This is a genomic window from Okeania sp. SIO2B3, from assembly GCF_010672525.1.
In the GTDB taxonomy this organism is placed as follows: Bacteria; Cyanobacteriota; Cyanobacteriia; order Cyanobacteriales; family Microcoleaceae; genus Okeania.
In genome coordinates, this window is the sequence record NZ_JAAHGH010000148.1 from 1 (window position 1) to 14,136 (window position 14,136).

The following is a 14,136-nucleotide window of genomic DNA, read 5'->3' on the forward strand; positions in this document are numbered from 1 at the left end:
TCAATATGTACCCAAGAAAACCATTGCTTACCACTACCAATAGGTCCACCAGCAAATAACTTAAACGGAGTGAGCATTTTTGAGACAGTACCCCCCATACCCAGTACAATACCAATCCGCAAAATAACCAACCTCACCCCTAAATCCTTTACAGGTTGGGCAGCAGTTTCCCAAGCTCGACAAACCTCCGCCAGAAAATCATTTCCACTAGAGCTAGTTTCATCAAAAGTTGCCGTTTCACTCGTACCATAATAGCCAATAGCCGACCCACTGACCAATACCGATGGTTTAGAATTAGCCTGAGCGATCGCCTCGACCAATTTTTCTGTAGTTACCTTGCGACTGTCCATAATTTCTCGCTTCCGACTAGCATTCCAACGCTCATCAGCAATACCAGCTCCTGCCAGATTAACCACACCATCGCAGCCATCTATAAATTTTTGCCAAGGACCAGACTGTTTTGGTTGGTAAGCAACTACCTCTAAATTAGGATAGGCTGAGTCAGGAAAAATTCGTTTAGCTTTTTCTGGGTTGCGGGTCAAAACTAATATTTGTTCCCCTTCCGAATGTAGACGCTCTACCAAGCGACTGCCAACAAACCCTGTTGCTCCTGTAATAGCTACTTTCATGACTAAAAACTTTGTCCACAATACTTATCTATATTTGTATAGCAGAAGAAAGGAGGAAGAAGGAAGAAGGAAGAAGGAGAAATCTAGCGTTGTCTGAGTTTTACAACGGTTTTCATTTCGATGGACCACAGTAGGGACGTTCCATGGAACGTCCCTACAGGATTTTGATTGTGACGATGTAGTTCATCAATATGAAATATGAAAAGTGCTGTAAGCTTTTGATCTGTCCTAAATGCGGATGCGACCCCGCGTCCTTTGGGTATCTCTTTCCTCCTCCGGAGGAGCTACGCTAACAGAGACGCTTTGCGTACTGTAGTTGCGTCAGTGTTGGAAAACCCGCCCAACGCAATGCACTCACCGTCGCACGGCGCATCAGGTAGATCAAAGGAACGCCAAAAATTACTTTTGACTTTTGACTTTCGCATAGCGCCCCACCTAGTCTGCAAAATTAATTTAACATTTGTAAGTAGCAAACAGGAAACAGAAAATATAAATGGGTAGTAAATATTAAAGAGAATTGTGTATCTACTTCTACTTAACTATAGATATTAAGTTATAAAAAAATTCTATGAAAAAATCACACTTTTTAATTGCTGGTGCAGCCATAATTGCAGCAGGCAGTATTGCTACCTATCTTTACTTGAGAAATGTGGCCGCGAAAGTCTCCAACCCTCTGAATAGCGCCCAAATAGTACCTGAGTCGGCAATAATGGCCAGTTTTATTCATCCTAATCAACAAGCTTTAACTAAATTACAACAATTTGGTACTCCCGAAACCAGAAAATTAATTAGCCAGAGTTATGCAGAATTTCAGCAGGAAAGTTTAGCAGAAGCTAATATTGATTGGGAAAAAGACATTCAACCTTGGTTGGGAGGAATAATGTTTGCTTTTGTTCCCGCTGAGTTAGAGCAAGATACCGATCCGGTGAATATTTTGATGTTGGTGGGAATTAAAAATAAGTTGGAGCTTTGGAAATTTGCCAATAAACTAAAAGGGGAGGAAGAAAGTCAGGTGATAGAGAGGAAATATCAGGGGGTGACTATTCGGGAAGTTACTGATGAGAGTGGAAAAACTTTTAATTTGGCAATTTTGGGAGATTATTTGGCGATCGCGACCGTTGCAGCAGCAGTGGAAGATACTATTGATACGTTTCAGGGTCAAGCTTCTTTGGCGATGCAAGAGAATGCTACTGAAAGTTTACAGCAGAGTGCAGGGGTGGAGAATGTCCTCGCTACTATTTTTATTCCTAATTATAGTCAGTTTATGAAGGAATTTACTGATGACTTGCCGGAGAATGAAAAGTTATCTGCTGCTAGTGTAGGACAGTTGGAAAAAATAGATTCTGTGGTAATGGGAATAGGGGTGGATGATGCTGGTTTGCGGTTGCGGACAGTGACTAAGTTGAATTCTCCGTTGCCTCCAGAGCAGACTGAAACTGCATCGGGTGAGATTTTGCAAAGGTTTCCGGCGGAAACAATGATGTCGGTCAATGGGAAGAATATTAGTTTAGGTTGGTCGCAGTTTGTGAAGCAAGCGCAGGGTAGTGAAGATTTGCAGGATCTGTTGGAGATGGTGAGGAAGACGTTTCAAGATTTAGATTTGGATGTGGATCGAGAAGTGTTTAGTTGGATGGATGGGGAGTTTGCTATAGGTTTAATTGAGTCGAATGAAGGAATATTGGCACAGACTGGGGTTGGTGGAGCGATGATTTTGGAGACTAGCGATCGCTTTGCTGCTAATGGGATGTTGAGAAAGCTAAATAGAGTAGCGGAGGAACAACCTGGTGTGTCGTTGAAGGAAAGACAGGTGGGAAAAATATCGGTGACGGAGTGGCAGATGGTTGGTATTGGTAGTTTTTTGGGGTATGGGTGGTTGGATGATGATTCTTTGTTTGTGGTGCTTGGTGAACCTTTGATAGAGGTGATGATGACTATGTCTGATCGTGGTTTAATTGGGAGTGATGATTTTGAGGAAGTTGTGGGGTCTTTACCAAGGTCGAATCAGGGATATTTTTATTTGAATATGGAGCAGATGATGGTTTGGGCGAATCGTTATCCGTTTGTGAGTGTGGTGATGCCACGGGATGTGAGGGCGGTTTTGGGTTCAATTCGTGGTATTGGGGCGACTGCGAGTTGGTCGGATGAGTTGACTAATGAGATGGAAATGTTGTGGGTGTTGCAGAAGCAGTAGATGGGGAGATGGGGGAGTGGCTCACACGGATTATGGCACGGATACACAGATACGGAAGGCAGTAGGGGCGAATGGCATTCGCCCGTACAGGAGTGGGGGAGTTGGCAGGGCTGTTTCATTCTCAATAGACACGGGGACGCGGAGACACGGAGACACGGGGATGGAGGCTTTTAAGCGGCATTAAACCAAATATCTTCTCAGAGCTTAAAGACGCTTATTGGCGCTCAAAATCGGCAAATTTTGGCAAATTTTACTGTTTAACTATCTCCTCATCTCCCGTTCTCCTTAAAACGTAAATCATCAATTCTTTGAAACAGTCCTGGGGGGAGTGGGGGAGATCGAGACACCTAGAAACAAAAATAAGAGTGTACAATTTTAGGTGTACCACTCCACTATCAATAGTAGTGCTATAGTAGGGTGCTGAAGCGCGATAGCGTAACGCACCCAAATTATCAAAAGTGATTAAGTAAATTTTGAGTAAAACCGGATTTGGTATTACTTCTCAATAGTCTAATCTTCCACTCTCTCTGTAGCGCTTTTCTGCCATTCTTGGAGGGATGCAGCTAATACATTAACCATTATATTAGATAGTGGGTGATGAATTGACTCTTTAAGTGCTTCCATTCCTCCTGCTTTTAATGCAGCTGTTAATCTAGATTTGAGAGTAGCATTCTTCTGAATTTCATCTACAGCTTCCACAGCTAATTCTATTTGCTCTTTCTCTGTTGTTGTTGGATAAGTTTTAGAAAGCTGCTCTAGCAATTCCTGAATTTCAGTCGCTGCTTCTGCCAGATTTTGTTTTCCATAAGATGTGTTATATGTTGTATAGTTTTTAATCTGTCTGTTGTTAATAATAGTAATAGGTTGATAGAAGTCCGGATATTCAAAGCATCGTTTAAAAGCATCTAATGCTGTTAATAAAACCATTCCTATAATAGCTATCAAAACTTGTTGTGTAGTAAGAGGAATAGCAACATATACTAAAATCAAAATCAAAATTAACAAGATTCCTGAGAGAGAAATTGCTGTAATAAACTTGTAATATTTATCGAATTTATACTTTTCTAAAATATCGTTTTTACTAGATTCTGACATATAAGTTTTGCCTCCTTTATAAATTTGAAAGTCGATCCGAATTATCTGTCTGCTCGGTAGCTGTTTGGTCTGGTGATAATAAATTTAATGCTGAATTTTTTGTAGAGTTAATCATACTTTCCCATAGATTGGCCACCTCTCTTAGTGAATATTGAAGTGGACTTGCTAGTCCAAGAATAATCAAAAGTGGACCGAATAAAGGAGCGCTTGACATGAAATATAAACCGACTCCTATTCCAGTGATACTAGCAACAATTTTGGTTAACTCTTTACTTGTTGCAATTTTTCTATTAAAATCAGCTTGCTTTTGAGATTCTTCAATTTGAACAAGAACTAAGTTTTGTTTAAGCTGATTTTCCTTTAGTTTATCTATATAAGGCAGAAGCTTGACAATATTTTCAATTTCTTGAATTGTTTCTGCTTTGCGAGTTCGTTCGGCTAAAACCTGATTGATCAACTCTAAATCAGAATTTTTCGTATTAGGGAGAGAAATGAGTTTACTCTCCGAAGTTTGAGAATAAGGAATGATTTTCTTTTCAGGCAAATCTGGATCTAAATTTTCACTCATGGAACCTGTTCAGGAAGTTCAAGCAATATTATAACAATATGTTTTGTGAATTAAGTCTAGGTTTAACAATTAATACCTAAAATACCTATAGAAAAATTGTCAAACGAATAATTTAAAAATCTGCTCAATTACATCCTTATCATGGAAAAATTTGACTGGATACTGTGTTTGATCAAAATAGCGATCGCTTACTTTAACTTATAAATAAGCTATTATTATAATTCATCTCATTAATCTATTACCGAATAATTAATAATTAATAATTAATAATTAAATAATTCGCGCTTCGAAGCCTCCCCTTTTAAGGGAAAAAAAGCGGTCGTTTCGCTACGCGACATGAAAAGCGCAGCTTCCCGTAGGGTGGGATGGCTCCGAAACCTGCGCCATATCCAATCGACCAAGAAAAGAAAATATTCCTTATATTCAATTCCGTAGCGGTTAAAAACCGAGGTAATTATTAATTATCCATTATCAATTATCAATTAATGAAAAGTCTGATGAAAACCAAAGAATTGCTAATCAAAGAAGTAGAAAATAGTCCAGATTTGATTTTGCAAGAAGTTTGGGATTTTTTGCAATTTTTGAAAGCCAAATATCAGCAAGAGCAGCTAGAAGTTAGCCTCTTAAGTGAGTCTTCCTTAAAAAAAGATTGGTTACAGCCAGAGGAGGATGAAGTGTGGCAGAATTTGTAAAAGGTGATGTAGTCGTCGTTCCATTTCCCTTGTAAGAATGATTTTTCTGCTCAACTATGAGCCTAAAATATTAACACGCATGAGGATCAATAGCTGAAAAATTTGCACTTTTTCAAGGCCTCAAAAAGGCACTTACCTTGATCTGTAAATACTTTTAGATTTAATCAGCAAGCCCTAATTATCCTAATTAAAAGAGAGCGATCGCCTTGTTTAATGCTAGGCATCGCTCCTTCTGTAAAAAATATAAGAGATTGGTGAAATTGTTGATATAAACGAGAGGAAAAATGATTCATATATTGCAAAAAAAGTCGATATTTTACCGATATATTTTGTCTAAAGCCTCCCATTAATACAGGTAATAATGCTGTTTGTGTAGACTTAAAAACTTTGTATATAGTAGTAATTTATGAATTTTCTACTGTTCATCCATGTCATCTATTATGGATATGGCAATAAAATTTGGCACTGGCAAAAGTAGATTTGAATTTACGTTAATATTCTGCTGACAAGGATTTAAAATTATTTATTTTTGTACAGTTAAATTTGACAAAAATAAATATTATTTAGCTTTTCAAATAAATATCATCAAAAAAATATACTACTTGGTATAATATGGTATTAAATATTATTAGGAACTACTAACCAAATGTTAGATTGGATTTCTGTTACTTTTTCTCAAATATTAAAAAATATAGATGCTATCATTTTTTATCGTATTGGTGGCGACCAAGGAATACCACTTATTGTACTTTGGTTAATTGGTGGCGGTCTCTTTTTTACTCTCCGAATGCAGTTTATTAATATTCGAGCCTTTAAACACGCGATCGACGTTATTTTGGGAAAATATGACGATCCTAATGACGAAGGTGAAGTCTCTCATTTTGAAGCCATGGCAACTGCTTTATCTGGAACTGTGGGGCTAGGGAATATTGCTGGAGTTGCTATTGCTATTAGTTTTGGAGGACCAGGGGCAGCTTTTTGGATGACGGTCGCAGGGTTGTTAGGTATGAGTACAAAATTTGTTGAATGTACTCTGGCACAAAAATATCGTGTAGTTAACCCAGATGGTACAAGCATTGGAGGACCAATGTATTATATATCAATGGGTTTAGCTGACTTAGGACAAAAAAGATTAGGTCAATTTTTAGGTGGAATGTTTGCACTGTTCAATATCTTAGCGGTCTTGGGCAGTTCCAGCATATTTCAGTCTAACCAGTCTCAAGTAGTTGTTGCTAATGTGATACCTTTTTTTGCTCAACGAAGTTGGCTTTATGGATTAATTTTAGTATTAATAGTGGGGTTAGTAATAGTAGGTGGTATTCAACGTATTGCTGGAGTAGCTGCTGCCATTGTACCTACAATGTGTGGCGTCTACTTTCTGGCAGGTTCATGGGTCATATTAGCTAATTTTACTGCTATTCCTCACGCAATTTCTACTATAATTCATAGCGCTTTTGCTCTCCAAGCTATGGCAGGAGGTTTTGTGGGAGCGCTAATACAAGGGTTTCGCCGTGCAGCTTTTTCTAATGAAGCAGGATTGGGTTTAGCAGCGATCGCTCATGCTACCGCAAAGACAGATGAACCTGTTCGAGAAGGTATTGTAGCAATGCTAGAACCATTTATTGATACTGTCATTATCTGTAATATGACCGCTTTAGTAGTTATTATTACTGGCGTTTACAATAATCCTGAATTTGCGACTCTCAACGGTTCAGAACTAACTTTAGCGGCTTTTACTACTGTGATTGACTGGTTTCCTGCTGTTTTGACAGTTTGTATATTTTTGTTTGCTTTTTCTACTATGATTTCTAGTAGTTACTATGGTCAAGTTTGCTGGCAATATTTATTTGGAAACCGAGGTGTGATTATCTATAAAATCTTGTTTTTAGTAGGTATCTTTGTCGGTACGGTTACTAACCCAGAAGCAGTTATTGAGTTTAGTGATGCTATGAAAATAACTCTTGCTTTTCCGAGTTTGCTTGGTGCTTATTTTCTCTGTGGTAAAGTTGCAACAGACCAAGCAAGTTATATGAAGCGTTTACAAGCAGGAGAAATGTTCAATGAATCTCCATCAAAAGTTATTGGGTGAGAATTTTGAGTATAGTGCTATGCGCAAGGCAACAGACAACAGCGGTGCGATCCCGCGACGACGATAGTCGCATCTGGTAGCGCACCAAGAGAAAAAGAGAATTTACTGGCTCAAAACTGGTATTGAAACCATTCCCATACGACTCCTGAGGACTGAGGACTGAGGACTAAGAAGTACCCTACCTATTTGTAGCAAACATTTATAAAATTGCTATAACTATTTGTAGCAAACATTTATCAATTTGGTATTATAGCACTACGCAAATAGGGCGCGGACATTGATCAATCCTCAAACTCAGTCAGGGATTACTTCTGACTTCTGACTTCTGACTTGCGCGTAGCGCTATATTTGCTTCAGTGCTGCCGGGAAAAATGGGCAATGGAGGAACTGTGAAGATTGATACAGAAAATTTACAGGGAAATAAAAGTATGATTTTTAGTATTAGGTAAAAGTATTGCAAATAAATTAATACTTTCTTAATGGCAGGTAGATGAGAGAGACAATATAATTGATTGCTCTTGATTTACTCTAGTTCCAGCTCTGTTTACCTCTTTTGAATAATGTCAAATATTAAACTTGACAAACTACTCTGCTATCGCTATCATGCTAAATGAAAATAAATCTCAACTATTTACATAAATTAATGGATAAAAAATATGAATATAGGTCAGAATATAATGTAGAGAGGAAGGAGAAAGCATGGGAATTTACATTTCTGGGAGACAGCAACTATATTGAGTTGGAAAAGGAAAACAACTATCAAACTCTTAAAGAAAACTATCAACAAGCAGTAGAAACTAATTTTCCACTCACACAAGCCAAACTAGGCGATCGCTTACATATTATTACGATCAATGCTATAGATGAGATGGCTCGTCGCTTGAAAAAAATGGGGTTGGTAGTAGGAGTTGAGCTAGAGGTAATTAGTAACAACCCTAGTGGTTCAGTAATTGTGGCAGTAGGAGACCGCAATATTGGTTTGGGGCTTAATCCTGCTAGCAATATTATTGTCTCTGCCAAAATCATTTATCAGCAATAAGTAGTAGAAAGGAAAATTCGGTCATATATATAAGTCTTTCTCGTTCCTCGGTCATTACCGAATAATTAAGGTTTAAAGCTTCTCCTTTAAAGGAGAAACAAGCAAAAATTTTCATGATTAGTCAATCCTATCCGTTCTCTAGGAGCTATGCTTTATAAACATCTTTCTTAACATAAAACTTGACAAAGCATGGAAGTTATGTGTTAGCCATTCAATGGGTATTCCGGGAGAGTAAACGTATTTAATTAGAGGCTTTTTCCCCCATCTCCCCATCTCCCCATCTAAAGGGTTTCAGGAGTTCCTTATAAGGGATGGCTCTAGGAGAGGTAATTGTTAATAATTAATTATTAATTATTAATTGTTGAAGCTTTGCTGACGATACATTTACAGCAGTTTTCGAGTCTTGGAGGTACAAAGTTTTAGGACTTTAGGCAACAGGCAACATAATAACTTTACCTCACCATTCTAAAAAGTGCTGTAAGTCTGAGATTATATGCAGAATACAAGACAGTAATTATCACAATATCTACACAACATCTAAATAATACATCAAAGGTAATCAAAATGAATGTAGCCGATCTGAAAACAGGGCAAATGGCAATAGTTGATCGAGTGTTAAATATTGGTCGCGATCGAGGAATTGTTGAGAGACTCGCAGCAATGGGAGTAGTTTCTGATAGACCAGTGCAAGTTTTGCGAGAGGGAAGCTTTAGTGGGCCTTTGCACATTCGAGTTGGTTTAAGCACAGAAATAGCTATCCGGTCCCATGAAGCAGAAATGATCGTAATTAAAACAGATGGGGATGAGGAAACAAATTTATCAGCAGATTATGAGATGCTCCCCAAATCTGTAATGAAGTTAACTAAACAAGTTAAAACTCTCTCATTACTGACATTAACTGCCATTGTTATAGTTGTTCTGGCTGAAATTTATCAACTTTTGAATAATGGAAATATTGATGGGGGCGATCGAGAAAAAACTACTGCTAATATTGTTTCTAATTCTACTTCACAATTAACGGAAAATGAAAATTTAGAGACGGTAGATACAACTTTATCTGCACCAACAATAGCTGGAAATTCGGAGACTGTAAATGATAAATCTGATTCCCTTGAAACGACAAATCAAGCAACTATTGAAAATACCATTAATCCCGTAGCAACAACAAGTAATTCTGCCGTTGAAAAAGTAGAATCAATAGGTGAAAAAATTACCGCTCAAGAAGAAATTGCTAGATTACAAGAAAAACTCTACACTAATATCGATAAAAACTGGAAAAAACCAGTGAAACAAACAGCAATTTATCTAGTTAAGGTAGATAAAAATGGAGATATTATTTCTTACGAAGCTTTTAATCAAATAGCAAAAAACCATCTGAGCAGTACACCACTGCCGAATTTAGTTAAGCCTGATGCTACTAATAAAACAGAATGGGTTGAGTTTGCTATTTTACTCTATGCAGACGGTAGTCTAGAGATAGAGCCAAAGTAATACTAAATCCGGTATCAGGGGAGTAGGGGAGTAGGGGAGTAGGAGAGATTTAAGCATAGTTATAAAGTAAGCATTCAGCACTCAGCTATCAGCTATTAATTTATTACTTTTTGAGCAGGAATTAGTATTGATAGATTTAAGGAGAATTAAAAGGTAAGCATTCAGCTATTAGCTGTCAGCTATCAGCAACAAGATTCTTTCATATAGGACAGTGTTTAAATTAACAACTGACTTTAAGGGTAAGGGAGGCAACTTTTGTAGTAAGACAATTAAATATTGCTTTGATCCTAAACTAAAACCACTCTTCTGATAGCTGACTGCTGAATGCTTACATTAAAAGTATTGGAAAAAACTGACCTTGACGAAGGAGAGTCTATATTCATTATTTAGGGTTTGCGTATGGAAAGTCTTTTTGCTCTTTGTAGGAGACAGGAGACAGAATAAATAGGAATTTAGAGGAGGTAGGAGTAAGAATTGTAAGAGTGATTTTTCTGCCCAACTATGAGACTAAAATACTAACTTTTTGAGCGTTTTAGACTAAAAATAATGCACTTTTTTAGACCCCAAAAAGGCACTTGTCTTTATATGTCAATGCTTTTATATTTAATCAGCAAGCCCTATTTATAAAACAGCTAAAAGCTGAGTGTAAAAGCTGTTTGCGCAGCATTCCGCAGGAAATGCTTACGTTATAAACATATACTATATAATCGGATTCTATATTGCAAAAACAATTTCTGACTTAGTTAAGCTCTGGGGTCTATTTCTGGATTATTAATCCTGCATAAATTTCTATATTTTAATTTGTGCAGCATTCTATAGAAAAGAAAAGTATTTAGACTTGAAAGCTGACTTCTAGTAAGCATTCAGCTATCAGCAGTCAGCTATCAGCAATTAGTAATTATTCATTACTTCATAAGGTTTTGTCCTCAGACTCATGGTAGTAATACCAAATTCAAAAAAGGCAGTTACATCTTAATTTGTGATTTATTCCTAAAAGAAAAAATTATAAATTCCATAAATTCTAAAATTTCCACCTTTTTTCCTCTTTAATATTTATGTTTTTCTTTCTCTGTTCCCTGTTCCCAGCTCAGGTGTTCCCTGTGTCCTCACGCTTTGCAATATTTTATGAAATTGGTATAACTTTTTATTCTTTTTCAATTTAAAAGGTTGTTTTTACGCAGACCCAAAATTAATAGCTGAAGTCCGCAGTTGCGACCTAGGAGGCTAGCTAATAGCTGACGGCTGTTTGTGCAGCATTCCGGAGGAAATGCTTACGACTTCTAAGTATAAGCATTCAGCTTTTTAATGTTTGTCTATCGCTTTAATTTTCTGCTTTTTTTGCTCTATATTAAGCCCTCTAAATATTCTGGAAAAATCTCCACAAAAACTTAAATACTTCTAAAAACAATTCCTAATTTTCAGGATTTATGTTTATAATAAAGTCATAAAAATATCTCGCTAACTTTAATACCAATAATTCAGTAACAAATGACGGAAAAATTATGGTCAATAGCCTCCCCTTTGAAGGGGATAAAAAGCGGTATAGGGATGGCAAGGTTTCGGAGCCATATCTAATCTAATCGACCAAAAAAAAGAGAATATTCCAGATTTCAAGCCTCCTTATTGCAGAGGTACTGATAATTGATAACTGATAACTAATAACTGATAACTGAAATGACTTGTCACGCCACTAAACCTACAACAATATCAAAATCCCAAGCGACAAAAAGAGTTGCTTTAATTGGGATGCCAAATACTGGAAAATCAACATTTTTTAATCGAATTACTGGAGTTTCTGCTCATGTGGGAAACTGGCCTGGAGTAACAGTAGATCTTTTGCAAGCTAACGTCAAAATAAATGGTGAAACTACTGAATTTGTAGACTTACCAGGAATTTATAACTTTAACGGTTTTTCAGAAGATGAAAAAGTTGTTCAAACATTTCTTGAAAATTATGCTATTGACTTAGTCTTAGTGATTATCAATGCTGCACAAATTGACCGTCAAATTCGACTGCCATTACAGATAAAAGCCTTGGGTTTACCAGCAGTTTTGATGCTCAATATGTCAGATGAAGCAAAACAATATGGAATTAAAATAGATACAGAAGTATTATCAGAACGATTAGAAATGCCAGTGTTTCTAATTAGTGCTAAATATGGCAAAGGCTATATGAATGCCTACATGGCAATTTCTGAAAAGTTAAAAGAAGTAGAAAATTCAGTCAAATTAAATAATCTCACATCTTGGATAGAAGCACAGGAAGATATTTCTCTTAGCGATATAGATACAGTCTTAAATGGTGCTGTAGTTATGCCTTCTCAAATGGCAAAAAACTTTACAGCTCAAGTTGACAAAATACTCCTTCATCCGGTGTGGGGTTTACCTTTATTTTTCCTCGGAATGTTCCTAGTTTTTTGGGCAGTTTGGAACATCGGACTTCCCTCAATAGACCTGCTCGAAATAGTTGTTGCATGGGTAGAATCATCAATTGTTGAACCTCTAGCTCAACTTTTTCCAGAGATAGTTCAAGACTTTCTTATTAATGGAGTTTGGGCAGGGGTAACTACTGTTGCTTCTTTTGTACCATTAATCATCGTATTTTTTATTATTATGGCAGTGCTAGAAGATAGTGGTTATCTATCACGTTCTGCCTATTTAATGGATGCCTTTATGGCAAGATTAGGTTTAGATGGACGTAGTTTTGTACTGCATATTATGGGGTTTGGTTGTAATGTACCAGCATTAATGGGAACTAGGGTAATGCGATCGCCTGCTTTGCGGTTATTAACGATGTTAATAATTCCTTTTGGCTTATGTTCGGCACGACTGCAAGTATTTGTATTTATTATTGCTGCAGTATTTCCTAATGGCAATGGAGCGATAGTTTTATTCTCTCTATATATCCTCAGTTTTCTGGTAGCTATTATCACCGCAGCATTATTTCAAGGGGTATATAAAAATGAAGAACCTTTCATTCTAGAATTACCTCCTTATCGTTTACCTACATTAAAACAAGTTTTACTGAGAAGTTGGGGAGAAGTAAGAGAATTTTTAGTCAGAGCATCAGGCTTTATTACTGTTGGTTGTATTTCAGTTTGGGTACTTACAAGTTTACCACCAGGTGCAACAGGATTAGATACAATTGGTGGTCAAATTGGTCAATTTATGAGTCCAATCATGGACCCAATAGGGATTAATCCTTATTTAACATTATCTCTATTTTTTGGCTTTATTGCTAAGGAAATTGTCATTGGTTCTTTGGCTGTTATTTACAGCATGAGCGAACAAAATGTTAGTAGTAATATTGCTGAGACAGTTACTTTTATTCAAGGATACAGTTTCTGTATTTTTTGTTTGCTTTATACCCCATGTTTATCTACTTTAGCAACTATAGTTAAAGAGGCAAAATCATGGAAATTTTCCTTACTTTCTTTAGTATTTCCATTAGTTTTAGCTTGGGTTTCTAGTTTTATTTTCTATCAAGGAGCTTTAGCTTTAGGTTTTTAAAGTAAATATAAAGGGATGAGGATTTGATTAGACTTCTTGCAGAAGTCAAGGAATAGAAAGTAGGGAATAGGCAGTAGGGAGATGAAATTATTGATTTTATATCTTAAATTGATTTATAGCAATGAGCGCTGGTATATTTACAAATTGCAGGAGGTGCCAAATAGCTAAAAGTCTTATATTATCGGCAATTTATTCCCCCAGATGAGCTGTTGCCTGTTGCCTGTTGCCTGCGCACAGCGCTATAACTAAAACTTTTCAATAGACATCTTTGGGAAAGAAGGAGTAAGGAATAGGGGAAATAATTGATAATTTCTGTGGGATAATTAATTTTATTTTTGATTATCACCAGATGTCTAATATTGTAGGGGTTTGGTGACCAAACCCCTACTACTAAGCTTGTGGTTTTTGCCTCTTTTAGAACCTCCCAATTCTAAAGTAATACCAATTAACTTTATAAAGTGTCACAAATAGTTTCAAATTTTTAGATGGTTAATAATTTCCTGGAATTATAGTAGCATCAAAGTTTTGAACCTATAAATTATTACTTTTGACTTTTAACTTTTAATATCAATTTCCTCACGGGGTGACAAGCTAGTCGAAAGGTATATATAGAAGGGGATTTGCGTTCTGGAGCTGAAGAATATTTCAACAGAAAGGGAACGCTGGCCTTGAGAATAGATGGGGGTGTAGTGCGATCGCTTCTCTATCGCACCCCCACGGTGGGTTAATTTTTTATTCATTCAGAAAACTTTTAAAACAGTTAAAAATATGATCAAAAAGGTTTGATAATTACAAACAAAAAAGAATAAAAAGTGAATATATTAGGCTTTGA

The 14,136-nt window shown here is 36.6% G+C and carries 10 protein-coding genes; 7 read left to right on the forward strand and 3 right to left on the reverse strand.

Annotation, left to right across the window (positions count from 1 at the left end; genetic code table 11):
- The coding region (locus tag F6K15_RS35250; protein WP_293070371.1) for a TIGR01777 family oxidoreductase at nucleotides 1-629 on the reverse strand (629 nt) is incomplete at its 3' end.
- A gap of 11 nt (nucleotides 630-640) precedes the next feature.
- On the opposite strand from F6K15_RS35250, the gene F6K15_RS35255 reads away from it, so the two are divergent.
- Both F6K15_RS35255 and F6K15_RS35260 read left to right on the forward strand, forming a co-directional pair.
- Nucleotides 641-763 carry a hypothetical protein gene (locus F6K15_RS35255; protein ID WP_293070373.1) on the forward strand — a complete coding sequence of 41 codons (123 nt, stop codon included), beginning with the start codon at nucleotides 641-643 and terminating at the stop codon, nucleotides 761-763.
- Between the two features lie 434 nt (nucleotides 764-1,197).
- Nucleotides 1,198-2,820: a DUF3352 domain-containing protein gene (locus F6K15_RS35260; protein WP_293070375.1), complete on the forward strand. Its 1,623-nt coding sequence runs from the start codon at nucleotides 1,198-1,200 to the stop codon at nucleotides 2,818-2,820.
- A gap of 510 nt (nucleotides 2,821-3,330) precedes the next feature.
- Here F6K15_RS35260 and F6K15_RS35265 read toward each other — a convergent pair.
- Together F6K15_RS35265 and F6K15_RS35270 are read right to left on the reverse strand one after the other, a co-directional pair.
- Nucleotides 3,331-3,915 (reverse strand): hypothetical protein, encoded by a 585-nt coding sequence (locus F6K15_RS35265; RefSeq protein ID WP_293070377.1) that lies wholly within the window; start codon nucleotides 3,913-3,915, stop codon nucleotides 3,331-3,333.
- Nucleotides 3,916-3,931: 16 nt separating this feature from the next.
- The gene (locus tag F6K15_RS35270) at nucleotides 3,932-4,483 is read right to left on the reverse strand and encodes a hypothetical protein (RefSeq protein ID WP_293070379.1); all 552 of its coding nucleotides are present in this window, start codon (nucleotides 4,481-4,483) and stop codon (nucleotides 3,932-3,934) included.
- A gap of 497 nt (nucleotides 4,484-4,980) precedes the next feature.
- Here F6K15_RS35270 and F6K15_RS35275 point away from each other — a divergent pair, with 497 nt between their 5' ends.
- From F6K15_RS35275 to feoB, 5 genes are all read left to right on the forward strand, one after another.
- Entirely contained in the window at nucleotides 4,981-5,175 is a 195-nt protein-coding gene (locus F6K15_RS35275; protein WP_293070380.1) for a hypothetical protein, read from the forward strand.
- 646 nt (nucleotides 5,176-5,821) lie between these two features.
- Entirely contained in the window at nucleotides 5,822-7,264 is a 1,443-nt protein-coding gene (locus F6K15_RS35280) for a sodium:alanine symporter family protein (RefSeq protein ID WP_293070382.1), read from the forward strand.
- Between the two features lie 643 nt (nucleotides 7,265-7,907).
- Entirely contained in the window at nucleotides 7,908-8,303 is a 396-nt protein-coding gene (locus tag F6K15_RS35285) for a FeoA family protein (RefSeq protein WP_293070384.1), read from the forward strand.
- 564 nt (nucleotides 8,304-8,867) lie between these two features.
- On the forward strand, nucleotides 8,868-9,794 hold the full coding sequence (locus tag F6K15_RS35290) for a FeoA family protein (protein WP_293070385.1): 927 nt from the start codon (nucleotides 8,868-8,870) through the stop codon (nucleotides 9,792-9,794).
- Between the two features lie 1,674 nt (nucleotides 9,795-11,468).
- Entirely contained in the window at nucleotides 11,469-13,304 is a 1,836-nt protein-coding gene (gene feoB / locus F6K15_RS35295) for a ferrous iron transport protein B (RefSeq protein ID WP_293070387.1), read from the forward strand.
- The last annotated feature ends 832 nt before the right edge of the window (nucleotides 13,305-14,136 follow it).